24 protein-coding genes are annotated in these 22,823 nt (G+C 73.8%); 8 read left to right on the top strand and 16 right to left on the bottom strand.

From position 1 onward, the window contains the following. Nucleotides 1-9 precede the first annotated feature (9 nt). Nucleotides 10-1,473 (top strand): argininosuccinate lyase, encoded by a 1,464-nt coding sequence (gene argH, locus AB0H28_RS21415; protein WP_358043103.1) that lies wholly within the window; start codon nt 10-12, stop codon nt 1,471-1,473. Between the two features lie 40 nt (nt 1,474-1,513). Here argH and AB0H28_RS21410 read toward each other — a convergent pair whose 3' ends face one another. From AB0H28_RS21410 to AB0H28_RS21390, 5 genes are all read right to left on the bottom strand, one after another. Continuing rightward, entirely contained in the window at nt 1,514-1,867 is a 354-nt protein-coding gene (locus AB0H28_RS21410) for an MmcQ/YjbR family DNA-binding protein (protein ID WP_358042793.1), read from the bottom strand. A gap of 60 nt (nt 1,868-1,927) precedes the next feature. After that, nucleotides 1,928-2,362 carry a DNA-binding protein gene (locus AB0H28_RS21405; RefSeq protein WP_358042790.1) on the bottom strand — a complete coding sequence of 145 codons (435 nt, stop codon included), beginning with the start codon at nt 2,360-2,362 and terminating at the stop codon, nt 1,928-1,930. 107 nt (nt 2,363-2,469) lie between these two features. After that, nucleotides 2,470-3,087 (bottom strand): DNA-3-methyladenine glycosylase, encoded by a 618-nt coding sequence (locus AB0H28_RS21400; protein ID WP_358042787.1) that lies wholly within the window; start codon nt 3,085-3,087, stop codon nt 2,470-2,472. A 53-nt stretch (nt 3,088-3,140) separates the two neighbouring features. Then, a complete protein-coding gene (locus AB0H28_RS21395; RefSeq protein WP_358042784.1) occupies nt 3,141-3,242 on the bottom strand; it encodes a type II toxin-antitoxin system HicA family toxin in 102 nt (33 codons plus the stop codon). Between the two features lie 118 nt (nt 3,243-3,360). After that, nucleotides 3,361-3,573, bottom strand: coding sequence for a type II toxin-antitoxin system HicB family antitoxin (locus AB0H28_RS21390; protein ID WP_358042781.1), 213 nt, complete (start codon nt 3,571-3,573; stop codon nt 3,361-3,363). 172 nt (nt 3,574-3,745) lie between these two features. Between AB0H28_RS21390 and AB0H28_RS21385 the strand changes: the two genes are divergently transcribed. Both AB0H28_RS21385 and AB0H28_RS21380 read left to right on the top strand, forming a co-directional pair. Continuing rightward, a complete protein-coding gene (locus AB0H28_RS21385; protein ID WP_358042778.1) occupies nt 3,746-4,849 on the top strand; it encodes an LLM class flavin-dependent oxidoreductase in 1,104 nt (367 codons plus the stop codon). Beyond that, entirely contained in the window at nt 4,846-5,472 is a 627-nt protein-coding gene (locus tag AB0H28_RS21380) for a CE1759 family FMN reductase (RefSeq protein ID WP_358042775.1), read from the top strand. Before AB0H28_RS21385 ends, AB0H28_RS21380 begins: the two co-directional genes overlap by 4 nt. A 15-nt stretch (nt 5,473-5,487) precedes the next feature. Here AB0H28_RS21380 and AB0H28_RS21375 read toward each other — a convergent pair whose 3' ends face one another. Continuing rightward, nucleotides 5,488-6,393: a universal stress protein gene (locus AB0H28_RS21375; RefSeq protein ID WP_358042772.1), complete on the bottom strand. Its 906-nt coding sequence runs from the start codon at nt 6,391-6,393 to the stop codon at nt 5,488-5,490. 157 nt (nt 6,394-6,550) lie between these two features. Here AB0H28_RS21375 and AB0H28_RS21370 point away from each other — a divergent pair, with 157 nt between their 5' ends. Further along, nucleotides 6,551-7,021, top strand: coding sequence for a cyclic nucleotide-binding domain-containing protein (locus AB0H28_RS21370; protein WP_358042769.1), 471 nt, complete (start codon nt 6,551-6,553; stop codon nt 7,019-7,021). A 64-nt stretch (nt 7,022-7,085) separates the two neighbouring features. Here the strand turns inward: AB0H28_RS21370 and pflA are convergent, their stop codons facing one another. From pflA to ppdK, 4 genes are all read right to left on the bottom strand, one after another. After that, complete coding sequence (gene pflA / locus AB0H28_RS21365) at nt 7,086-7,844, bottom strand: pyruvate formate-lyase-activating protein (RefSeq protein WP_358042766.1); 759 nt, start codon at nt 7,842-7,844, stop codon at nt 7,086-7,088. Further along, complete coding sequence (gene pflB, locus AB0H28_RS21360; protein WP_358042763.1) at nt 7,841-10,087, bottom strand: formate C-acetyltransferase; 2,247 nt, start codon at nt 10,085-10,087, stop codon at nt 7,841-7,843. Before pflB ends, pflA begins: the two co-directional genes overlap by 4 nt. A 189-nt stretch (nt 10,088-10,276) precedes the next feature. Beyond that, on the bottom strand, nt 10,277-10,708 hold the full coding sequence (locus AB0H28_RS21355; protein ID WP_358042760.1) for a hypothetical protein: 432 nt from the start codon (nt 10,706-10,708) through the stop codon (nt 10,277-10,279). Nucleotides 10,709-10,720: 12 nt separating this feature from the next. Further along, a complete protein-coding gene (gene ppdK, locus AB0H28_RS21350) occupies nt 10,721-13,381 on the bottom strand; it encodes a pyruvate, phosphate dikinase (RefSeq protein WP_358042757.1) in 2,661 nt (886 codons plus the stop codon). Between the two features lie 134 nt (nt 13,382-13,515). Between ppdK and AB0H28_RS21345 the strand changes: the two genes are divergently transcribed. Next, the gene (locus AB0H28_RS21345) at nt 13,516-14,019 is read left to right on the top strand and encodes a GNAT family N-acetyltransferase (RefSeq protein ID WP_358042754.1); all 504 of its coding nucleotides are present in this window, start codon (nt 13,516-13,518) and stop codon (nt 14,017-14,019) included. Between the two features lie 10 nt (nt 14,020-14,029). Continuing rightward, entirely contained in the window at nt 14,030-14,656 is a 627-nt protein-coding gene (locus AB0H28_RS21340) for a hypothetical protein (RefSeq protein WP_358042751.1), read from the top strand. 6 nt (nt 14,657-14,662) lie between these two features. Here AB0H28_RS21340 and AB0H28_RS21335 read toward each other — a convergent pair whose 3' ends face one another. Continuing rightward, complete coding sequence (locus AB0H28_RS21335) at nt 14,663-16,180, bottom strand: FAD-dependent monooxygenase (RefSeq protein ID WP_358042748.1); 1,518 nt, start codon at nt 16,178-16,180, stop codon at nt 14,663-14,665. 82 nt (nt 16,181-16,262) lie between these two features. Then, nucleotides 16,263-16,877, bottom strand: a complete 615-nt coding sequence (locus AB0H28_RS21330; RefSeq protein ID WP_358042745.1) for a helix-turn-helix domain-containing protein — start codon at nt 16,875-16,877, stop codon at nt 16,263-16,265. A 188-nt stretch (nt 16,878-17,065) separates the two neighbouring features. On the opposite strand from AB0H28_RS21330, the gene AB0H28_RS21325 reads away from it, so the two are divergent. After that, a complete protein-coding gene (locus AB0H28_RS21325) occupies nt 17,066-18,433 on the top strand; it encodes a hemolysin family protein (protein WP_358042742.1) in 1,368 nt (455 codons plus the stop codon). An 81-nt stretch (nt 18,434-18,514) separates the two neighbouring features. Here AB0H28_RS21325 and AB0H28_RS21320 read toward each other — a convergent pair whose 3' ends face one another. The 4 genes from AB0H28_RS21320 to AB0H28_RS21305 form a co-directional block, all read right to left on the bottom strand. Beyond that, entirely contained in the window at nt 18,515-18,832 is a 318-nt protein-coding gene (locus AB0H28_RS21320; protein ID WP_358042739.1) for a PRC-barrel domain containing protein, read from the bottom strand. Further along, nucleotides 18,819-19,199: a hypothetical protein gene (locus tag AB0H28_RS21315; RefSeq protein WP_358042736.1), complete on the bottom strand. Its 381-nt coding sequence runs from the start codon at nt 19,197-19,199 to the stop codon at nt 18,819-18,821. The genes AB0H28_RS21320 and AB0H28_RS21315 overlap by 14 nt, the downstream gene beginning before the upstream one ends. Beyond that, a complete protein-coding gene (locus AB0H28_RS21310; protein ID WP_358042733.1) occupies nt 19,196-20,422 on the bottom strand; it encodes a divalent metal cation transporter in 1,227 nt (408 codons plus the stop codon). Before AB0H28_RS21310 ends, AB0H28_RS21315 begins: the two co-directional genes overlap by 4 nt. A gap of 71 nt (nt 20,423-20,493) precedes the next feature. Next, a complete protein-coding gene (locus AB0H28_RS21305; protein ID WP_358042730.1) occupies nt 20,494-20,883 on the bottom strand; it encodes a PaaI family thioesterase in 390 nt (129 codons plus the stop codon). 102 nt (nt 20,884-20,985) lie between these two features. Between AB0H28_RS21305 and tyrS the strand changes: the two genes are divergently transcribed. Then, complete coding sequence (gene tyrS / locus AB0H28_RS21300) at nt 20,986-22,269, top strand: tyrosine--tRNA ligase (protein WP_358043101.1); 1,284 nt, start codon at nt 20,986-20,988, stop codon at nt 22,267-22,269. Nucleotides 22,270-22,823 lie beyond the last annotated feature (554 nt).

Below are 22,823 nucleotides of genomic sequence, written 5' to 3'. Positions count from 1 at the left end.
ACCAGCACAATGGGTGGGGTGGACGACAAGAGCCTGACCGAGAACAGCGCCGCCACCAACCGGACGAGCCTCTGGGGAGGTCGGTTCGCCGGCGGACCGGCCGAGGCGCTCGCGCGGCTGTCGGTGAGCGTGCAGTTCGACTGGCGTCTCGCCCCGTACGACATCGCCGGGTCCCGGGCGCACGCCCGGGTCCTCGCCGGCGCCGGCCTGCTCGACCCGGACGAGTTGGGGCGGATGCTGGCCGCGCTGGACGACCTGGAGGCCGCCTGCGCCTCCGGCGCGTTCCGCCCCACCGTCGACGACGAGGACGTGCACACCGCCCTGGAGCGCGGCCTGCTGGAGCGGCTGGGCAGCCTCGGCGGCAAGCTGCGCGCCGGCCGGTCCCGCAACGACCAGGTCGCCACCGACCTGCGGCTCTATCTGCGCGACCACGCCCGGGGGGTGGCCGCCCGGCTGGTCGAGCTGGCCGAGGCGCTCGTCGAGCAGGCGGAGCGGCACCTGGACACCGCCGCACCGGGCATGACCCACCTGCAGCACGCCCAGCCGGTCACGTTCGGGCACTGGCTGCTGGCGCACGTGCAGCCGCTGCTGCGCGACCTGGAGCGGCTGCGCGACTGGGACGAGCGGACCGCGATCAGCCCGCTCGGCGCCGGCGCGTTGGCCGGCTCGGGGCTGCCGCTGGACCCGGTGGCGGTGGCGAAGGAACTGGGCTTCCGCACCTCGTTCGCCAACTCGATGGACGCGGTGGCGGACCGGGATTTCGTGGCCGAGTTCCTCTTCGTCACCGCGATGACCGGCGTGCACCTGTCCCGTCTCGGCGAGGAGGTGGTGCTCTGGACGTCGCAGGAGTTCGGCTGGGTCGAGCTGGACGACTCGTTCGCCACCGGCTCGTCGATCATGCCGCAGAAGAAGAACGCGGACATCGCCGAGCTGGCCCGGGGCAAGTCCGGCCGGCTGGTCGGCGGCCTGGTGAGCGTGCTCACCATGCTCAAGGGCCTGCCGATGACCTACGACCGGGACATGCAGGAGGACAAGGAGCCGGCGTTCGACGCGGTCGACACGCTGGAGCTGCTGCTGCCCGCGCTGGCCGGGATGATCTCCACGATGACGGTGCGGGTGGACCGGCTCGCGGCCACCGCGCCGTCGGGCTTCTCGCTGGCCACCGAGGTCGCCGACTGGCTGGTCCGGCGCAACGTGCCGTTCCGCGACGCGCACGAGATCACCGGCCGGCTGGTGGCGCTCTGCGCGGCCCGGGACTGCGCGCTGGACGAGGTGTCCGACGCCGACCTGGCCGCGGTGAGCGAGCATCTGGACCCGTCGGTGCGCGACGTGCTCTCGGTGCGCTCGGCCCTCGCGGCCCGCATCACCCCCGGTTCCACTGGGCCCGGGCCGGTCGCCGACCAGCTCGCCACCGCCGCGGACAAGCTGGCCGGCTGGCGGGAGTGGGCCGCCGAGCAGGTCGTGCCCCGCTGACCCGGGCGCCCCGCGCGGCGGTCCGGCCGCCGCGCGGGGTTCAGGCCGTCGGCCGCTCGCGCCTGGGCAGCTTGGCCACCACCGCGTCGTACGACCCGTCGGCCGCGTCGATGAGGTCGTCGTCCGGGATGCCGCCGGTCAGGCGCAGCGTGTTCCACCCCGACCGGCCGATGTAGGGCGACGGCCGGGCGTCGTCGGGGAACCGGTGCAGCCACTCGTCGGCCACCTCGCGGGACGGGCCGCACTTCACCCCGAGCCGCGCCTCGCCGTCGGGGGAGCCGAGGAACGCGAAGATCCGGCTGCCCACCTTCACCACCTCGTCGCCCTCCCATGGCCGGTCCAGCCAGGCGCCCGGCTTGGCCAGGCAGTAGGTCAGCATCTCCTCGCGCGTCATCGCGTCCTCCCGTGCCGTCGTCCGGCACAGTCTCACCCGTCGCTGTGACAAGCCGCCGGCTCAGTCGCCGGTGCCGGTGCGTACGGTGAGCCGCTCGTAGCGCTGCCGGGCGGCCTGGGCGCTGCCCAGACCCAGCCCGAAGGCGATCGCCTGCCAGGTCATGCCCCGGCCGCGGGCCACCTGGAGCAGCCCGGCCTCCAGCACGTCCACCTCGGCCCGGACGTGCGGGATCAGCGTCAGCGCGGCCATCAGGTCGGCCTGGTCGACCGGTTCCTCGCCCGCGTCCAGCTCCGCGCCACCGGCGAGCGCCATCACCAGCGTGGCCGCCTCGTAGGCGTCGGGGACGTCGGGGTGAGCGTAGCGCCGGCGGCGCGAGTTGGTGCCGGCGTGCCGCTCGGCGATCCGCAGCAGCGCCGCGTAGTTGCGGTGGGCGCGGGCCTGGGCAGCATCCGGGGCGGCGAACGGGTCGTTGTCCACGGTGACCATGCCGTCCATCCCACACCGTCAAATGGTGTGTTGTCAACACCTCGTTGAAAGTCATTCGTGCGGTGAGGCGCGCGTCCGCCGAGGTTCAGACGCGCGTCGGGGTGCGGAGGTTGCGGTCAGCGCGGCACGGGCCGGCGGCGCGGGCTGTGCCGGCGGTAGACGCTCACGCTCGGCTCGTCGGCCAGCCAGAACCGCCACGGCAGGTCGTGCGCCGCGGCGACGCCGACCCGCGGCCCGGCGGCGATCCGCGCCGGGTCCACCGGCGTCTCGGGTGGGGTCAGGAGCAGTGGCCCGGTGCCGTCGACGGCCGAGCTGCCGTTTGCCTCGCGGCCGAGGCCGAGCGCGGTGACCAGCCGGGCCGGCCCCCGGGCCAGGTCCCGATCCGAGGCGCGGGGGCGGCGCTCGCGGGCGATCTCGATCCCGTCGACCACCGCGCCGGCGCGCAGCAGCACGGCCGCCGCCTCGCCGTCGCGACCGCAGACGATGTTCGCGCACCAGTGCATGCCGAACACGAAGTACACGTAGACGTGCCCGGCGGGTCCGAACATCACCCGGTTGCGCGGGGTCGGCCCGCGGTGCGCGTGCGAGGCCGGATCCTCCCCGGTCCCGGCGTACGCCTCGACCTCGGTCAGCCGGACGCGCACGCCGTGCGCCGACACGGTCCAGCCGAGCAGGGTCCGCGCGGTCACCGCGACGTCCGCGGCCGGCGCGTCGAGCCAGGGGTACGTGGTCATGGCCGGCAAGGGTAGTCGCCGAACGGGGTTTGGCCTGGTCGAGCTGCGCCGGCTCAGCGCAGAAGTTCGAGAAACTCCGACGGGGTCAGGTCCGCCTGACGAAGAATCGAGGCAAGGGTGCCGCGCTTGATCGTCGCGTGCTCGGGCACGACCACGACCCGGCCGCTCGGATCGCGATAGACCGCATGGCTGTCCTTGGTGCGGACATGCCGAAGCCGGCTTTGCTCAACCCGGCGAGCACCTTGCGCAACGGCAGGTCGGCCAGGGCTGGGCTCACGCCGCTCGCCCGGCCTGGAAGGACGTCACCAGCGGCGTGGTTTCGATCTCGGGGTTCTCGGCCTCCTCCAGGTAGGCCTCGACGGCCTCGCGAAGATTGGTCAGAGCCTCGTCGACGGTCTCACCCTGGCTGGCGACCTCGATCTCCAGACACCGGGCGACGTACCAGTCGTCCTCCTGGTGCACGGCGGCGGTGAAGGTGCGGGCCATCGATCTCCTCCAGGGGCGTCCCGGTAGAGGACGATCCTACGTGCGGCGACCCACTTTTCGGGTGAGCCGGGCCACGTCGGGGGCGCCGGGCGGCGGAATAGTTGACTCGTCAAATAGGTTGTGCGGTGCGACGCCGGGCCGACCGGTCCGGATCTCACCCGAGGAGCTGGTCATGCAGTTCGGAATCTTCACCGTCGGTGACGTCACCGTCGACCCGACCACCGGGCGGCTGCCGTCCGAGCGTGACCGGATCAAGGCCATGACCACCATCGCGCTCAAGGCCGAGGAGGTCGGCCTGGACGTCTTCGCCACCGGCGAGCACCACAACCCGCCGTTCGTGCCCTCGTCGCCGACCACCATGCTCGGCTGGATCGCGGCCCGCACCGAGCGGCTGCTGCTCTCCACCTCCACCACGCTGATCACCACGAACGACCCGGTGAAGATCGCCGAGGACTACGCGATGCTCCAGCACCTGGCCGACGGCCGGGTGGACCTGATGATGGGTCGCGGCAACACCGGCCCGGTCTATCCGTGGTTCGGGCAGGACATGCGCAACGGCATCCCGCTGGCGATCGAGAACTACGACCTGCTGCACCGGCTGTGGCGCGAGGACGTGGTCGACTGGAAGGGCAGGTTCCGCACGCCGCTCCAGTCGTTCACCTCGACGCCGCGCCCGCTCGACGGCGTGCCGCCGTTCGTCTGGCACGGCTCCATCCGCAGCCCGGAGATCGCCGAGCAGGCCGCGTACTACGGCGACGGCTTCTTCGCCAACCACATCTTCTGGCCCAAGGAGCACACCCAGCGGATGGTCGGTCTCTACCGCGAGCGCTGGGCGCACCACGGCCACGGCGCGCCCGAGCAGGCGATCGTCGGCCTGGGCGGGCAGGTGTTCATGCGCCGCAACTCGCAGGACGCGGTACGCGAGTTCCGGCCCTACTTCGACAACGCCCCGGTCTACGGGCACGGCCCGTCGCTGGAGGAGTTCACCCACCAGACGCCGCTGACCGTCGGCAGCCCGCAGCAGGTCATCGACCGCACGCTGGGCTTCCGCGAGTACGTCGGCGACTACCAGCGGCAGCTCTTCCTGGTCGACCACGCCGGCCTGCCGCTGAAGACGGTGCTGGAGCAGCTCGACCTGCTCGGCGAGGAGGTGGTCCCGGTGCTGCGCAAGGAGTTCGACTCGATGCGCCCGGCGCACGTGCCCGAGGCGCCCACCCACGCCGGCCTGCTGGCCGCCCGCGACGCCGCCACGACCGGCGAGGAGGAGCAGCGATGACCCCGCGTACCCTCGCCGTCGTCTCGGCCGGTCTCGGCCAGCCCTCGTCCACCCGCCTGCTCGCCGAGCAGCTCGCCACGGCCGCCCGCGACGAGCTGGCCGGGCGCGGCGCGACCGTCGACCTGCGCCCGGTGGAGTTGCGCGAACACGCCCACGACGTGGTCAACCACCTGCTCACCGGCTTCGCGCCGGCCGCCCTGCGCGAGACGCTGGACGCCGTCGCGGCGGCCGACGGGCTGATCGCGGTCACGCCGATCTTCAACGCGTCCTACACCGGGCTGTTCAAGTCGTTCTTCGACGTGCTCGACCGCGACGCGCTGGCCGGCACGCCGGTGCTGATCGGGGCGACCGGCGGCACCGCCCGGCACTCGCTCGCGCTGGAGCACGCGGTTCGGCCGATGTTCACCTACCTGCGGGCGGTGACGCTGCCGACCGCGGTCTTCGCCGCGCCGGAGGACTGGGCCGGCGACGACGGCGACAGCCCGCTGCGGGCCCGGATCCGCCGGGCCGCCGCCGAGCTGGCCGAGCAGGTGGACCGCCGTGCGCCCGCGACCGGGCCGGCCGACCCGTTCGCCCTCACCACCGACTTCGCCGACCTGCTCGCCGGCCGCGACCCGGCGTGAACCGGCCGGGGCCGGTCAGTCGTCGGCCGGCTCCGGCCGGTGGGCGATCAGCACCGGGCAGTGGGCGTGCTGCACCAGGGCCTGGCTGACCGAGCCGAGCAGCAGGCCGGCGAAGCCGCCCCGGCCGCGCGAGCCGACCACGACCAGTGACGCCTCGCCGCTCGCCTCCCGCAGCGCGGCCTCCGGGGAGGCGGCGACCACCGGGCGTTGCGTCACCCGCAGCCCCGGCTGCGCCGCCCGGACGCGCTCGGCCGCCGCGCCCAGCAACTCGGCCGCCTCGGCCCGCTCGGCGGTGCCCGCCTCGGCCCGCTCGGCGGTGCCCGCCTCGGCCGCCACCTCCGGCGCCGCCGCTGCCGGCGGCGCGTGGACGTGCACCAGCACCAGCTCGGCGTCGCGGCGGGCGGCCTCGTCCGCGGCCAGCTCGACGGCGTACGCCGCAGCCTCGGAGCCGTCGACGCCGACCAGCACCGGACCGGCGACCGGGATCGGCTGTTCCGCCGGGCGGACGACGAGCACCGGGCAGTGCCCGTGCTGCGCGAGCTGCCCGCCCACCGAACCGAGCAGCAGCCCGGCGAAGCCGCCCCCGCCCCGGCTGCCCACCACCACCAGCTCCGCCCGGCGGGACTCCGCCACCAGCGTCGCCCCCGGGCCGCCGGCGACCTGCCGCACCGCCACCCGCAGCCCGGGATGCCGTCCGGCCAGGTTACCGGCGACCCGTTCGAGCATCTTCTCCGCCTCCTCGGTGGGCGCCGGCACCCCGAGGTCGTACGGGTTGAGCGGCACGCCGTAACCGAGCGGGTGCAGATAGCCGTGCACCAGCAGCAGCGGCCGGGACCGTGCCACGGCGGTCGCGGCGGCCTGGTCGGCGGCGGCCAGGCTGGACGGCGATCCGTCCACCCCCGCCACGACGGGTCGGTTCATCGCATGTGTCCCCTCCGGTCGGCTCGACCCATTGTGGCCGTCCCGCCGTCGCCCGGAAACGCCGCCACGCGCGGAGCGGGACCATCGGCCCTGCCGGGCGCGGGCCGGGTGGGGTGGGATGGCGGTACGGCTTTCCGCTGCCGACCGTGGAGGCGTCATGACCCCGCTGGAGATGCTGCGCGTACACCCGTTCCTGGCCGGCCTGCCCGACGGCTGGCTGCCCCGGCTCACCGGCTACGCCCGCCCGGTGGCCTGGCACCCCGGGCACCGGCTGTTCCGCGCCGGGCAGCCGGCCGAGCGGTTCTGGCTGGTCCGCGGCGGCCAGGTCGCGTTGGACTTCCCGGTGCCCGGCCGCGGCGACGTGGGCATCGAGACGATCGGCGCGGGCGGCGTGCTCGGCTGGTCCTGGCTCTTCCCGCCCTACCGCTGGCAGTTCGGCGCGGTGGCCACCCTGCGCAGCACCGCTGTCGAGTTCGACGCGGCGGGCGTACGCCGGTTGATGGAGTCCGACGACACCCTGGGCCGGCACCTCACCGCCCGGTTCATGAGCGTCGTGGTGGACCGCCTCCAGGCGTCCCGGGTCCGCCTGCTCGACCTGTACGGCTATCCGACGAGCGCGGCGAGCTGACTCACCCGTCGAACGGTTCGTCGCGGTGCCGGCCGACCGAACCTGCCCGAGGCGGGCGATCCGGTCAGGTGACGGTCAGCCCGCGCTCGGCGAACTGCCCGCGCACCCGGGCCAGCAGCTCCGCGTCCGGCGGCGCGGTGTCCGCCAGCGGGAAGGCGAGGCCCAGCTCGGCGTACTTGTGCGCGCCGAGCCGGTGGAACGGCAGCACCTCGACGCGGTGCACGCCGGCCAGACCGGCGGCCACGTCGGCCACCCGGGCCACCTCGTCGGCGTCGTCGGTCAGGCCCGGCACCAGCACGTACCGGATCCACATCGGCGTGCCCCGGTCGGCCAACCGGCGGGCGAAGCGCAGCGTCGGCGCGAGCCGGCCGGTGCCGGTGACCCGGCGGTACGTGGCCGGGCTGCCCGCCTTGACGTCGAGCAGCACCAGGTCGGTGGCGTCCAGCAGGGCGTCGTCGGCGCGGTCGCCGAGGAACCCGGAGGTGTCCAGCGCGGTGTGCAGGCCGAGCGCCCGGCAGCGGCGCAGCAGCTCCCCGGTGAAGGCCGGTTGCAGCAGCGGCTCGCCGCCGCTGACCGTGACGCCGCCGCCGGCCACCTGGACGAACCGGCGGTACCGCGCGACCGTGGCGACCACCTCGTCGACGGTGCGCCGCCGGCCGCTGCGGCCGTGCCAGGTGTCCGGGCTGTGGCAGTACCGGCAGCGCAGCGGACAGCCGGCGAGGAAGACCACGAGGCGGGTGCCCGGCCCGTCCACCCCGACGGACGTGTCCCAGGAGTGCACCGCCCCAGCCAGGACCGGCGGCGCCGGGAGCCGGCCGGTCACCGCGACCCGTGGAACGTCCGGGACACCACGTCCCGCTGCTGCTCGGGCGTGAGCCGCACGAAGTTCACCGCGTACCCGGAGACCCGGACGGTGAGCTGCGGGTAGCGCTCCGGGTGGGCCATCGCGTCGAGCAGCGTGTCGCGGTCCAGCACGTTGACGTTGAGGTGGAACCCACCGGCGTCGGTGTATCCGTCGAGCACCCCCGCCAGGTTGGCGATCCGCTCGGCGCGGGTGTGACCCAGCCCGTCCGGGGTGACCGTGCCGGTCAGCGAGATGCCGTCGCGGGTCGCCTCGTACGGCAGCTTCGCCACCGACAGCGCCGAGGCGACCAGTCCGTGGGTGTCCCGGCCGTTCATCGGGTTCGCCCCGGGCGCGAACGGCTCGCCGGCCCGCCGCCCGTCGGGGGTGTTGCCGGTGTGCTTGCCGTAGACCACGTTCGAGGTGATGGTGAGCACCGACATGGTCACCTCCGCGTCGCGGTAGGTGCGCTGCCGGCGCAGCTTCGCCGCGAACGTCTCGACCAGCCACACCGCGATCTCGTCGGCCCGGTCGTCGTCGTTGCCGTACGTCGGGAACTCGCCCTCGACCGCGTAGTCGACGGCCAGCCCGGTGTGGTCGCGCAGCACCTTGACCCGGCCGTACCGGATCGCCGAGAGGCTGTCCACGGCGACCGAGAGGCCGGCGATGCCGGTGGCCATGAAGCGGCGCACCGGGTGGTCGTGCAGCGCCATCTCCAGCCGCTCGTAGGCGTACCTGTCGTGCTGGTGGTGGATCACGTTCAGCGCGTCCACGTACGTCTCGGCGAGCCAGTCGAGCGTCCGGTCGTACGCCGCGAGCACCTCGTCGTGGTCCAGCGTCTCGCCGCCGACCGGCGTGCTCGGCGGCGCCACCTGTTCGCCGGTCAGCTCGTCGCGACCGCCGTTGATCGCGTAGAGCAGCGCCTTCGCCAGGTTCGCCCGGGCGCCGAAGAACTGCATGTCGCGCCCGACGCGCATCGCCGACACGCAGCAGGCGATCGCGGTGTCGTCGTCGTACGCCGGCCGGATCAGCTCGTCGTTCTCGTACTGGATGGCGCTGGTGTCCAGCGACACCTGGGCGCAGAACCGCTTGAACCCGTCGGGCAGCCGGGGCGACCAGAGCACGGTCAGGTTGGGCTCGGGCGCCGGCCCGAGGTTGTAGAGCGTCTGGAGATACCGGAACGTGGTCCGGGTGACGAGCGGGCGGCCGTCGGCGCCCATCCCGCCGAGCGACTCGGTGACCCAGGTCGGGTCGCCGGAGAAGAGCTGGTCGTACTCGGGGGTGCGCAGGAAGCGGACGATCCGCAGCTTGATCACGAAGTCGTCGACCAGCTCCTGGGCGCCGGCCTCGTCGAGCCGGCCCTCGGCGATGTCCCGGCGCAGGTAGACGTCGACGAACCCGGCGGTGCGACCGAGCGACATGGCCGCGCCGTTCTGCTCCTTCGTGGCCGCCAGGTAGGCGAGGTAGAGCCACTGGATCGCCTGCCGGCCGGTCGCGGCGGGGTGGGAGAGGTCGACGCCGTAGCCGGCGGCCATCTCCTTGAGCTCACCGAGCGCGCGGATCTGCTCGGCCAGCTCCTCCCGGTCGCGGATCACGTCGTCGGTGCAGCGCCGGCCGTCCAGTGCCGCCTTGTGCGCGCGGCGCTCGGCGATCAACCGGTCCACCCCGTACAGCGCCACCCGACGGTAGTCGCCGATGATCCGGCCGCGTCCGTAGGCGTCGGGCAGGCCGGTGATGACGTGGGAGCGCCGGGCGGCCAGCACGTTCACCGGGTAGGCGTCGAAGACGGCGTCGTTGTGGGTCTTGCGGTACCGGGTGAAGATCTCGTGCACCCGCGGATCGGGTTCGCGCCCGTACGCCCGTAGCGCGGTCTCCACCATCCGCAGCCCGCCGGCCGGCATGATCGCGCGGCGCAGCGGCGCGTCGGTCTGCAGGCCGACGATCAGCTCCCGTTCCCGGTCGAGGTAGCCGGGCGCGTGCGAGGTGATGGTGGACGGGGTGGCCGCGTCCACGTCGTACACGCCGCGCCGCCGCTCCTCGGGGAACATCTCCCGCAGCCGGTCCCACACCGCGAGGGTCCGTTCGGTCGGTCCGGTGAGGAACGACGCGTCCCCGGTGTAGGGCTCGTGGTTGCGGCGGACGAAGTCGGCGACGTCGACGCTCTCCCGCCACGGTCCGTCGGAGAACCCTCGCCACGGATCCACGACGCGCTGGTTGCCGCTCATGATCGCTCCCATCGGGCCGGTCCACTTCCACCCCCAACCCTTCCGCCCCTCCCGCCCACCCGGCAGAGCCCCCGGACCCCCACCCCAGGACCAAAGCCCCACCCCCCACCCCGCGTTGATCATGAAGTTGGCGGCAGGATCGGAGATCCACATCGCCGCCAACTTCATGATCAACGAAAAGAGGTGGGGTCAGTGGGGGAGGGGGTGGGCGCGGAGGAGGCGGGCCCACCAGGGGCGGTGGTCGGGGTGCGGGGCCGGGAGGCCGCGCAGACTCAGCCAGCCGCCGGGGCCCATCGTCACGGTCTGCACCGCCGGTGGGCGGCGGCGGGACCAGACCGCCACGGCGGCGGTGAGCGCGGCCACCGCGAACGCGCCGGTGGTGGCCGCGACGAACCGGTCCGGGTCGACCACCCGGCGGTAGCGGACCCGGTCGCCGGTCACGACGAACGCGCCCACCGGGCGACCGGCGTGGGTCACCGGCACCAACGCCGCGCCGGGCAGCTCCAGCACCGGACCGACCGGCCCGGGGGCCGGGGCCGGCGTCGGGTCGGCGGCCGGCGGCGCGGGCCGGGGCACCGGAGGTACGGTGTTCAGCCCGGTCGGGTTCAAGATGGCCGTCATGATGCTGCCCTCCTAGCGGGAGTCGGACGATTCGGTGCCGGCCTCGACCGCGGCCCGGCCGGCGGCCAGTCGCGCCACCGGCACCCGGTACGGCGAGCAGGAGACGTAGTCGAGTCCGGCCGTGGCGAAGAACGCGATCGAGTCCGGGTCGCCGCCGTGCTCGCCGCACACCCCGACGGTCAGCTCCGGTCGGGCGGCCCGCCCCTCGACCACGGCGAGCCGGACCAGCCGTCCCACCCCGGCGGCGTCGAGGCTCTCGAACGGCGACACGCCGAAGATCCCCCGGGCCAGGTAGGCGGGGAAGAACGAGCCCTCCACGTCGTCGCGGGAGAACGCCCAGGTGGTCTGCGTCAGATCGTTGGTGCCGAGGGAGAAGAACCGCGCCTCGGCGGCGATCTCCGCGGCGGTCAGCGCGGCCCGGGGCGTCTCGATCATGGTGCCGATCGGGATCTCCGGGGCGCCGTCCACCTCGCCCAGCACGCGCCGCGCCTCGTCCGCGACGGCGGCCAGCTCCCGCACGTCCCCGACCAACGGCACCATGATCTCCGGTCGCGGGTCGCCGCCGGCGCGCACCCGCTGCGCGGCCGCCTCGGCCAGCGCCCGCACCTGCATCGCGAACAGGCCCGGCACCACCAGCCCGAGCCGGACGCCGCGCAACCCCAGCATCGGGTTCGCCTCGTGCATCCGGCGCACCGCGGTCAGCAGCGTGGCGTCGCGGCCCGGGTCCGCGCCGCGCGCCCGCGCGGCGGCCACCCGGGCGGTCAGCTCCACCAGTGGGGGGAGGAACTCGTGCAGCGGCGGGTCGAGCAGCCGGACGGTCACCGGCAGCCCGTCCATGGCGGCGAGCAGCCCGACGAAGTCGTCCCGTTGCAGCGGCAGCAGGGCGTCCAGCGCGGCGGCGGTCTCCGCCGGCCCGTCAGCCAGGATCAGCCGTTCGACCAGCTCCCGGCGTTCGCCGAGGAACATGTGCTCGGTGCGGCACAGCCCGATCCCGGCGGCGCCGAGCCGGCGGGCCCGACGGGCGTCGTCCGGGGTGTCCGCGTTGGCCCGCACGCCGAGGGTCCGCACCGCGTCGGCGTGCGCGAGCAGCCGGTGCACGGCGGCGACCAGCGGATCCGACTCGGGGCGCAGCTCGCCGGCCAGGTAACGGGCCACCGGCGACGGCCGCGCCGGCACCTCGCCCAGCCAGATCCGTCCACTGGTGCCGTCGATCGAGACCAGCTCGCCGGCCCGCACCACCTGATCGCCGGCGGTGAACTCGCCGCGCTCCACGTCGATGCGCAGCTCGTCGGCCCCGCACACGCAGGTCCGACCCATGCCCCGGGCCACCACGGCGGCGTGCGACGTCTTGCCGCCGCGTGAGGTGAGCACGCCGGCCGCGGCGATCATGCCGGGCAGGTCGTCCGGGTTGGTCTCGGGACGGACCAGGATCACCGGCTCGTCGGCCGCCGTCGCGGCGGCGGAGTCGAAGACGACCCGGCCCACCGCCGCGCCCGGCGAGGCGCCCACCCCGACGGCGAGCGGCGCGGGCGCGGTCGCGGCGTCGAACGCGGGGAACATGAGCTGGGCGAGCTGCGCCCCGGTGACCCTGGTCAACGCCTCGTCGGCGGTGATCACTCCTTCCTCGGCGAGCTGCGCGGCGATCACGAACGCGGCGGCGGCGGTGCGTTTGCCGACCCGCGTCTGCAACATCCACAACCGGCCGCGCTCGATGGTGAACTCGACGTCGCACAGGTCGCGGTAGTGCCGCTCCAGCGTCGCCATGATCTGCCGCAGCCGCCGGTAGCTCGCCGGGTCCAACCGCTCCAGCTCGGTCAGCGGCACCGTGTTGCGGATGCCGGCCACCACGTCCTCGCCCTGCGCGTCGGTCAGGTAGTCGCCGTAGACGCCGGGCAGGCCGGTGGCCGGGTCGCGGGTGAAGGCCACCCCGGTGCCGGAGTCCGGGCCGAGGTTGCCGAAGACCATCGCCATCACGGTGACCGCGGTGCCCAGGTCGTCCGGGATCCGCTCCTGCCGCCGGTAGACCCGGGCCCGCTCCGAGTGCCACGAGGCGAAGACCGCGCGGACGGCGAGGAAGAGCTGCTCGTGCGGGGCCTGCGGGAAGTCGTGCCCGACGTGCCGGACGAAGATCTTCTTGTACGTGTCGACCAGGTCGCGGAGCTGCTCGGCGCTGGGTCCGCCGGGCCCGGCGGTGGCCCGCACCGCGGCCAGCTCGTGCGCGAACTCCTCGGCCGGGACGCCGTGCACGGTGCGGCCGAACATCTGGATCAACCGCCGGTACGAGTCCCAGGCGAACCGCTCGTCGCCGGCGTGGGCGGCCAGCCCGGCGACGGTGGCGTCGTTGAGCCCGATGTCGAGGATCGTCTCCATCATCCCCGGCATCGAGTACCGGCCGCCGGAGCGGACGGCCAGCAGCAGCGGGTCAGCGGGGTCGCCGAGCGACCGGCCCAGCCGCGCCTCCACCTCGCGCAGGTGGGTGTTGATCTCCTCGTACAACCCGTCCGGTGGCGCGCCGGTGGCCAGGTAGGCGCGGCACGCGTCGGTGGTGACGGTGAACCCGGGCGGCACGGGCAGCCCGAGGCGGGTCATCTCGGCCAGGTTGGCGCCCTTGCCGCCGAGCAGGTCGGCGCGGCTCCGGTCACCCTCGATGAAGTCGTAGACGTACTTCGGCATGGTCCGCCTCCTCGACTGCGTCGTTCCTCCCTCTTCGTACCGGCGCGGCCGGCCCCACCGGCAGGGCCGGTCGGGACCCCGGGCGGGCCGGAGGTCCCGACCGGTGTCGGTGCGTCCGCGTATCGTTCCCGGCCGTGACCCCCGCTGTGGAAATCCGTCCGGTACGCGACGACGACCTGTCCGCGTTCTTCGCCCACGAGCAGGACCCGCAGGCCAACTGGATGGCCGCGTTCGGCCCGACGGACCCGTCGGACCGGGCCGCGTTCGACGCGCACTGGGCCCGCATCCGCGCCGACGCGCGCGTCGTCAACCGCACGATCGTCGTCGGCGGCGAGGTGGTTGGGCACGTGGCGGCGTTCCCGGTCGACGACCAGACCGAGGTCAGCTACTGGATCGACCCGCAGCGCTGGGGGCGCGGCCACGCCACCGCCGGGCTGACCGCGCTGTTGCGCGAGCTGCCCCAGCGCCCGGTGCGCGCCCGTGCCGCGAAGGACAACGCCGCCTCGCTCGCGGTGCTGCGCAAGTGCGGCTTCGTCGTGGTCGGCGAGGACTCGGGATACGCCCCGGGCCGCGGCGCGGAGGTCGAGGAGTGGGTGCTGGAGCTGCCCGCCGAGGGGGCTGACCAGCGCGACCACTAGTGTCGCCGGGGTGAACTGGCTGGAACTCGTCGGCTGGGCCGGCTCCGCGCTGCTGGTCTGGTCCCTGCTGCAGACGCGCATCCTGCGGCTGCGCGCGCTCAACCTGGTCGGCTGCCTGATCCTGATCGGCTACAACGCCGCGGTGCAGGTGTGGCCGATGGTCGGGCTGAACGTGGTGCTCACCGCGATCAACGTCTGGTACCTGCGCAAGCTGCTGGCCACCCGGCACGACGAGCAGACCTACCAGGTGGTGGAGGTGGGCACCGGCGACGCGTTCCTGGCACACACCCTGCGGGTGCACGCCGCCGACATCGCCCGGTTCAACCCGGCCTTCCGCTGGGATCCGGCCGCCGCCGACCGGTCGGCGTTCCTGGTGGTGCGCTCCGACGAGGTGGTCGGCGTGATGGTGTCGCACGCCGAGGCCGGCGGGGTGGCCCAGATCGACCTGGACTACGTGACCCCGCCGTTCCGGGACTTCACCCCGGGCGAGTTCGTCTACCGCCGCAGCCGGCTGTTCACCGATCGGGGCTTCCGGCGGGTGGTCAGCCCGCCGGGCATGGTCGCGCCCTACTACCACCGGCTGGGCTTCCGTCCGGAGGGCGGCGCGTACGTGCTCGACCTGCCCGACCCGGCCTGACTCCGGTCAGGTGCGGGGTGGGCCGAACCAGCGGGTGAGCGCCGCACGCAACCGGTCGCCCTCCGGCGCGGTCTCGTGCGACGCCCAGGCCAGGTAGCAGTCCGGCCGCAGCAGCAGCGCCGTCGACGGGGTTCCGGCCAGCCGCCCGCCGACCATGTCGACGCGGTCCCGCCAGGGCGCGACCGCCGTGCCGAGGGTGCCGGTGCCGTCGAGCAGCAGCGGACGCGCGCCGCGGGTCAGCTCGGCCAGTGGCACCGACCCGGCGTCGCCGTGCACCACCAGGTCCGGCGCCCAGGTGCCGACCGGCGGCCCGTCCGGCCCCGGGTCGTAGCGGATGTCCGCACCGGCCATCAGCGCGGCCACGTGCGCGGCGTTCGCGGGCCGGGCGAGCAGCTCGCCGACCAGCTCCCGCAGCGCGGTGACCTCGCTTCCCGGCGCGATCAACGCGGACTGGGCCTGGGTCGACATGGTGACCCGTCGGGCCGCCGGCCGCCGCTCGGTCTCGTAGGTGTCGAGCAGCCCGTCCGGTGCCCGGCCGTGCACCTGGGCGGCCAGCTTCCAGCCGAGGTTGACCGCGTCCTGCAGGCCCAGGTTCAGCCCTGGGCCGCCGATCGCGGAGTGCACGTGGGCGGCGTCACCGAGCAGCAGCACCCGGCCGTCGCGGTAGCGCTCGGCCAGCCGTGTGTTGCCGCCGACGACGCGGCGCAGCACGTGCGGCCCGGCGCCGGCCGGCGGGCGCAGCGGCACCTCGGCGCCGAGCACCCGGGCCACGCTGGCCCGCATCTCGTCGAGCGTCATCGGCGTGTCCGCCGCCGGATCGTCCGGCCATTCGGCGGTGCTGACCAGCGGCTGCCGGTCTCCGAACGGCGCCCATACGATCAAGCCGCGCTCGGTGCGGGTGTGGCGGAACGGCGGGACGACCCCGTGACCGGGCACGGCGAGGCCGCCGGTCGCCGGGTCGATCGACTCCGGCGGCACGCCGACTTGGGCCGTGCGCGAGACGGACCGGTCGGTGGTCACGCCGGGGAAGCCGATTCCGGTGAGTTTCCGGACCGTGCTGCGCCCGCCGTCCGCACCGACCAGGTAGCGGCAGGTGAGCACGGCGCCGTCGGCGAACTCGACGGTCACCGCGTCGTCGCGCTGCCGCAGCCCGCTGACCTCGCATCCGCGGCGGACCCGCACGCCCAACTCGGCGGCGCGGTCGGTGAGCATCCGCTCGATCTGCCGCTGCGGCACCGGCAGGCCGTGCAACGGGTTGTCCGCGACACCCCGCAGGTCCAGCGGCAGCGCGCCGAAGACGAACTCGGACGCCGGTAGCGGCGGCGCGGCGTCGCCGGTGAGCCGCTGGCGCAGGCCGCGTCGGTCGAGCATCCGGACCACCTGGCCGACCAGCCCGTTGGCCCGGTTCTCGGTGGTCGGCTCGACCAGCCGGTCGCACACCACCGGCCGGATCCCGGCCAGCGCCAGCTCGACGGCGAGCATCAGCCCGTTCGGCCCCGCCCCGACAACTAGAACATCGATCACGACAAGATCCTTCGGATTGAAAGGCGGGGCCCCTTGTTAACGCCTGCGGTAGAGAAGGTGCCCCTTCTCACCGCGGGACGGGTCAGTTTGGCGGTGGCAGGCCGGCAGCGAGTTGGGCCAGCGCGGCGGAGAGCAGTTGTCCGACCGGCTCCGGCCGTTCGGCGCGGAGGAAGTGCCGCGTCGCCGCGCCGGCCGCCGCGCCGACCGCGGCGGCCACCAGGTGCGGGTAGAGGTCGTGGGCGGCGTCGGTGCCGGTGCGCTCGGCGACAGCCTCGGCCAGTTCGGCCTCGGCGACCGCGCCGGCGCGCAGCATCTCGCCCTGCAACGCCGGCTCGGCGAGCATCACCCGCAGCCCGGCGACCCACTCGTCGTGGGCGTCCGGGGGCGCTTGCTCGACCTCGGGCCCCGGCGCCCACGCCGAGTGGACCGCCGCCTCGATCGCGGCCCAGAGCGGCTCGCCGGCCGGGCGGCCCCGCAGCGCGTCCGCCACCCGCCGGCTGCGGTCCAGGTGTCGGGCCGCGATCGCCTCGGCCTTGCTGGCGAAGTAGTTGTTGAACGTGCGGGGGGACACCCCGGCGGCGTGGGCGATGTCCTCCACCAGCACGGCGTCGTAGCCGCGGGTCACGGTCAACCGGATGGCCGCCCAGCTCAACGCCGCCCTGGTCTCGGCCTTCTTGCGCTCCCGTAGTCCGCTCACGTCGCCACCGTACCAAAACCTGCGTGGCACGCAAAGATGCGGACGGCGCATCTTTTGCCGCGATGCCGGTGCGAGCCCAGGATTCAGGCGCGCGCCGGTTGGGCACAGAGGGGGCCACGCCGACCGGATCTGCCGGCCGGCGAGTCGGCCACAGCCGACCCGGATCACGCCGAGGGAGAGAACCGCTCGTGCAGAGCTACTGGAGCCAGTTGGCCCTGGTCGGTGTGCTGGTGATCGTCAACGCGGCCTTCGCCGGCAGCGAGATGGCCCTGGTCTCGCTGCGGGACAGCCAACTGCAACGGCTGGAGCGCAGCAGCCGAGGCGGCCGGACCCTGGCCCGACTCGCCAAGGATCCGAACCGCTTCCTGGCCACCATCCAGATCGGCATCACCCTCGCCGGGTTCCTCGCCTCCGCCGCGGCGGCCGTCTCCCTGGCCCGACCGCTCGTGCCGCTGCTCGGTGTGTTCGGCAACGCCGCCGAGACGGTCGCCATCGTCGCCGTCACCCTGGTGCTCACGTTCGTCACGCTGGTCTTCGGCGAACTGGCCCCCAAGCGCATCGCCATGCAGTCCGCCGAGCGGTGGGCGCTGGTCGTCGCCCGACCGCTCGACGTGCTGGCCAGCGTGACCCGACCGGCGGTCTGGCTGCTCGGCGCCACCAGCGACATGGTGGTCCGCCTCTTCGGTCTCGACCCGAGGCACGAGCCGGACGAGATCGGCCCCGACGAACTGCGCGACATCGTCGCCGGAAACCACGGCTTCACCAAGGAGCAGCGCACGATCATCGCCGGTGCCGTGGAGATCGCCGACCGGCAGTTGCGGGCCGTCCTCGTACCCCGGTTGCAGGTCTTCACGCTCGACAGCGGCACCACCGCGGACGCCGCCCGGCTCGTCCTCGCCGCGACCGGCCACTCCCGGGCGCCCGTGGTCCGGCACGGCGGCCTGGACGACGCGGTCGGCGTCATCCACCTGCGCGACCTGGTGGGCATCCCCGACGACCGGCCGGTGGACGAGATCGCCCGCCCGCCCATGCTGCTGCCCGACTCGCTGCCCGTGGTCGACGCGCTGCGCCAGTTCAAGGCCGAGCGGCAGCACATCGCCCTGGTGGTGGACGAGCGCGGCGCGGTCGACGGGATCGTGACGCTGGAGGACATCCTGGAGGAGATCGTCGGCGAGATCTACGACGAGACCGACCGGGACCTGCGGGCGGTACGCACCGAGGCGGACGGCTCGTTGGTGCTGCCGGGCACCTTTCCGGTGCACGACCTCACCGACCTCGGGGTCGAGCTGCCCAACCGCCCGGTCGGCGACTACACCACCGTCGCCGGGCTGGTGCTGATCTGCCTCGGACACATCCCGACCGTGGCGGGGGAGCGGGTCACCGTCGACGGCTGGGAGCTGGCGGTCGCCGGCGTCGACCAGCGCGCCATCACCGAGGTGCACGTCCGACGCCGGCCCCGCCGCGAACGGACCGACAGCGACGACGCGACCGACGCCGAGCCCGGGAGCGACGCCGAGCCGGCCGACACCCCGGCGCTCGACGAGGCGCGTCACTGAGGACAACCCGCCGAGCGGCGCGATCGGCCGCGCCGACGGACCACACCCCGGGTCGGCAGGCGGGCCGGTCGCGCGGGCGGCTCAACGCCGGTGCGCCGGCGGGCCGAACGGGAAGCCGGGCACCGGCGGGCGGAGCTGCACCGCGTCGGCGGGCACCTGGTGGGTGCTGCGCCCGGCCAGCCGGGCGATCGCGCGCAGCAGCCAGGGCCCGCCCGGATGCCGCTCCGGCCCGATCAACCGGCTGGTCACCCGGGTCCACCAGTGCCCGGCCACGATGACATCGGTGATCCGCAGCCGCTCCGGCGGCCAGCCCCCGCGCACCACCACGTCCACCACCCGGCCCAGCCGCCGGCCGTGCAGGTCGTACGCGGCGCGGCCGAGCAGCTCACCCGCTCGCACGATGGGACCCCGGGATCCGCTCGATCAGGTGCCGCCGCAACCACGCCTCCACCGGCGAGGACGGCAGGTCCGCCGCCCGGCACCGCAGCCGCACCGCGCTGTCCACCCCGGCCACGGTCGCCAGCGGCACCCGCAACGGCGGCGCCGGCGGATCCTCGGTGAACCGGTCGGCGACCGCCACCAGCAGCCGCCCGACCCGGCCGCCGATCCGCTGCCCGAGCGCGCCCTGACCGGTGAGCAGCCCGTCCACGTACGGGTAGCCCTCGTCGTCCACCGCGAACGCGATGTCGTCGACCCGCCCGACGAGCCGCCCGTCGACGTCGACGATCTGCCGGTCGAGCAACTGCCGGGCGAGCTGAACCCTCATCGTCCCATCCCCGTCACGATCGCCAGTGGGATCGCCGCCACCGAGGCGGCGACGATGAGCAGCAGGAACACCGCGCCGAGCAGGTTCGTCCACCAGCCGTTGACCCGGTCGCCGAGGTAGGTGCGGTCGTTGGCCACCACCAGGATCGGCAGGTAGGTCAACGGCAGCACCACCGCGCTCAGCACCAGCATGTACTCGGTCAACCGCACCGGGTCCACTGCCGTCATCAGCATCACCACCCCGAGCAGCAGCCCGACCAGCAGGACGCTGTGGAACCGGGCCGCGTCGCGAGGGCTGACCCGCTTGCCCCACTGCCAGCCGAAGTACTGCGCCACCGCGTACGCCGCCGACAGCCCGGTCTCCAGCGCGGCGCCGAAGGTCACCGCGAAGAACGCCAGCACGGCGGCGGCCAGGCCGGCGCCGCCCAGCGCGGTCGCCACCGGCCGGGCCACCTCGTCGAGCGAGCCCAGGGAGGCGTCCGACGGGTGGTAGGCCACCGTCGCCACGGCGATCAGCGACAGTGCCAGGAACCCGCCGACCGGGAAGCCGACCAGCACGTTCGACCGGGCCCGCGCCAGGTCCGCCGCGCCCCACCGTTCCTCCACCCCGCCGGAGGAGAAGAAGAAGACCTCATACGGGCTGACCGTCGAGGCGAACAGCGCCACCGCCACGAACCAGTACAGCGACCAGCCGTGCCCGGCGGAGCTGATCCGCCAGGCGCCCTGCCCCAGTTCCGCCCAGTCGGTCGGCAACGCCACCAACGCGACCGCGAAGATCAGCAACGCCAGCCCGGCCAGGCCGAAGATCCGTTCCATCAGCTCGAAACGCATCCGCCACAGCACCAGCCAGACCGCCAGCGCGGCCAGCGGCACCCAGAGCAGATGGCTCACCCCGGTGGCCAGGCGCAGCGCCAGCGCCACCCCGCCCAGCTCGGCGGCGAGCGTGATCACCGTGACCAGCCACGACGCGACCAGGTTGAGCAGCGCCACCCGTGGGCCGAGCCGCTCCCGGACCAGGTCGAACACCGCCCGGCCGCTCACCGCCGCGATCCGGCCGGCCATGTCCGCGTACGCGCAGATGCCCACCACGCCGACCAGCAGCACCCAGGCGTGGGCCATGCCGAACAGCGCGCCGGCCTGGCTGGCCGCCACCAGGTCGCCGATGTCGACGAAGCCGCCGATGGCCGACAGCACGCCCAGGGTGGCGGCGAGCAGCTTCCTCACGTCGCAGCGGCAGTGGGTGGTCTCATCGACGCGACGATATCGGCGTCAGCGCCCGGTTTCGGGCGAATGCCTCACCCGGCGCTGAGGTTCTGCAACCGCACCTGCCCACGGGCCACCAGCCGAGCGTCGCCGTCGGTGATCTCCACCAGCCACAGCTGCTGGCTGCGACCCCGGTGCACCGGCGTGCCGACTGCGGTCAGCTCGCCCTCGCGCACCGCGCGCAGGAAGTCGGTCTGGTTCGACACCCCGACCACGTTGCCCCGGTCGCCCAGCCAGAGCGCCCCGCCGACGCTGGCCGCCGTCTCCACCACCGAGCAGTAGACCCCGCCGTGCTGGATCCCGTACGGCTGGTGCAGCTCCGGGCGGACCTGCCAGCGAATCACCACCCGGTCCGCGCTGACCTCGTCGAACTTCAGTCCCAACAGGGACACGAAGCCCCCGGTCAGCTCCGGCTCTTCCACGGTGGTTCCTCCTCGTGCTCGGCGGCGCCGTCAGCCTAGTCCGCGGCCCGAGCGGCAAACCCGGTACGGCCCGGGGGCGGGGATGGGGGAGAATCGGTGACCGTGACCGACAGCAACCTCCCGCAGGGGCGGGACTCCCTGACCGAAGACCTGCGGTGGCGGGGCCTGATCCAGGACTCGACCGGCCCGGACGAGCTACGGGCGCTGCTCGACGGCCCGAGCGCCACGTTCTACGTGGGCTTCGACCCGACCGCCCCCAGCCTGCACGTCGGCAATCTCATGCAGGTCGTCATGGCCCGCCGGCTCCAGCTCGCCGGGCACCGGCCGCTCCTGCTGGTCGGCGGCGCGACCGGCCAGATCGGTGACCCCAAGGAGAGCGCCGAGCGCACGCTCAACCCGCCGGAGGTCATCGCCGGCTGGGTCCAGCGCATCCGCGACCAGCTCTCACCGTTCGTCACCTACACCGGCGACAACGCGGCCCAGCTGGTCAACAACCTGGACTGGACCGGCCAGATGTCGGTGGTGGAGTTCCTCCGGGACGTGGGCAAGCACTTCCCGGTGAACAAGATGCTGGCCCGCGAGGTGGTCAAGGCCCGGCTGGAGAGCGGCATCAGCTACACCGAGTTCAGCTACCAGCTGCTCCAGGCCAACGACTTCTTCGAGCTGCACCGGCGGCACGGCTGCCAGCTCCAGTACGGCGGCTCCGACCAGTGGGGCAACATCACCGCCGGGGTCGACTACGTGCGTCGGCGCGGCGCCGGGCCGGTGCAGGCGTTCACCACGCCGCTGGTCACCAAGTCCGACGGCACGAAGTTCGGCAAGAGCGAGACCGGCGCGGTCTGGCTCGACCCGGAGATGACCAGCCCGTACGCCTTCTACCAGTTCTGGCTCAACGCGGACGACCGCGACGTCACCCGCTACCTGCGCTACTTCAGCTTCCGCTCCCGGGAGGAACTGGAGGAGCTGGAGAAGGCCACCGGCGAGCGCCCGCAGGCGCGTGCGGCCCAACGGGCGCTGGCCGAGGAGCTCACCGCGCTGGTGCACGGTGAGCGCGAGACGGCGCAGGCGGTGGCGGCCAGTCAGGCGCTGTTCGGCCGCGGCGCGCTGGAGGAGCTGTCGCCGGAGACGCTGCGGGCGGCGCTCACCGAGGCCGGGCTGGTACACGTCGACGAGCTGCCGGACGTCGCCGGCCTGCTGAAGGAGTCGGGCCTGGTGCCGAGCATGAAGGAGGCCCGGCGGGTGATCGCCGAGGGCGGCGCCTACGTCAACAACTCCCGCATCGCCGAGGCGGACGCGACCGTCACTCCGGCCGACCTGCTACACGGGCGCTACCTCGTACTACGCCGGGGCAAGCGGTCGTTCGCGGGCGTCGAGCTGCGCGGATAGTCGGCGGTCGACGATGTGACGCGGGACGCGCCCGGCGGATTTGACGATCAAACCGCTGGGCGCGTAACTTTCTCTCTGCCAGCGCGGAACGGACGAACAGGACGAAAGACCTGGAAGGCCGGAGCGCAGGACCGGAAACGCGGGCGGTGCCCCGGATCCGCCGGCAGGCGGATTTGGTGAGGCGGAACCGACCGGGTAAGGTTACCGGCCGGCGGGGAAACGGACGGGTCAGCGGGAAACCGCGATCGGCCGTCCTGCCGAAATCCTCGACGCAACCGACTCGGGTCGGCGCATCGTGGTGTGACCGAGGTAAGCGGACGATGCACGACAAACCGGGAAACACCGGTTTGACACGGCAGAAACCAGCGGGTAACGTAGTAAAGGTGCCCGGCGCGAGAGCGGCGGGCGCGGTGAACGAAATGCCCCGGGTCGGGGCCCCTTGGATGGGGGGTTTCGGGCGGTGTGTGGTTGTTCTTTGAGAACTCAACAGGGTGCTTGATAAGCCAGTGCCAATTGTTTTATACCCCGGACTGGTCAGGCTTTGGTCTGTCTGG

The organism is Micromonospora sp. NPDC050980 (genome assembly GCF_040653835.1).
Lineage (GTDB): Bacteria > Actinomycetota > Actinomycetes > Mycobacteriales > Micromonosporaceae > Micromonospora.
The sequence above is the reverse complement of the archived record's forward strand: the minus strand, read 5'-3'. Positions and strand labels throughout refer to the sequence as shown.

Excerpts from the sequence above, each read along its gene's own strand:
- argH (WP_358043103.1), top strand. The coding sequence starts at position 10 with ATGGGTGGGGTGGACGACAAGAGCCTGACCGAGAACAGCGCCGCCACC.
- AB0H28_RS21410 (WP_358042793.1), bottom strand. The coding sequence starts at position 1,867 with ATGACGCGCGAGGAGATGCTGACCTACTGCCTGGCCAAGCCGGGCGCC.
- AB0H28_RS21405 (WP_358042790.1), bottom strand. The coding sequence starts at position 2,362 with ATGGACGGCATGGTCACCGTGGACAACGACCCGTTCGCCGCCCCGGAT.
- AB0H28_RS21400 (WP_358042787.1), bottom strand. The coding sequence starts at position 3,087 with ATGACCACGTACCCCTGGCTCGACGCGCCGGCCGCGGACGTCGCGGTG.
- AB0H28_RS21390 (WP_358042781.1), bottom strand. The coding sequence starts at position 3,573 with ATGGCCCGCACCTTCACCGCCGCCGTGCACCAGGAGGACGACTGGTAC.
- AB0H28_RS21385 (WP_358042778.1), top strand. The coding sequence starts at position 3,746 with ATGCAGTTCGGAATCTTCACCGTCGGTGACGTCACCGTCGACCCGACC.
- AB0H28_RS21380 (WP_358042775.1), top strand. The coding sequence starts at position 4,846 with ATGACCCCGCGTACCCTCGCCGTCGTCTCGGCCGGTCTCGGCCAGCCC.
- AB0H28_RS21375 (WP_358042772.1), bottom strand. The coding sequence starts at position 6,393 with ATGAACCGACCCGTCGTGGCGGGGGTGGACGGATCGCCGTCCAGCCTG.
- AB0H28_RS21370 (WP_358042769.1), top strand. The coding sequence starts at position 6,551 with ATGACCCCGCTGGAGATGCTGCGCGTACACCCGTTCCTGGCCGGCCTG.
- pflB (WP_358042763.1), bottom strand. The coding sequence starts at position 10,087 with ATGAGCGGCAACCAGCGCGTCGTGGATCCGTGGCGAGGGTTCTCCGAC.
- AB0H28_RS21355 (WP_358042760.1), bottom strand. The coding sequence starts at position 10,708 with ATGACGGCCATCTTGAACCCGACCGGGCTGAACACCGTACCTCCGGTG.
- ppdK (WP_358042757.1), bottom strand. The coding sequence starts at position 13,381 with ATGCCGAAGTACGTCTACGACTTCATCGAGGGTGACCGGAGCCGCGCC.
- AB0H28_RS21315 (WP_358042736.1), bottom strand. The coding sequence starts at position 19,199 with ATGAGGGTTCAGCTCGCCCGGCAGTTGCTCGACCGGCAGATCGTCGAC.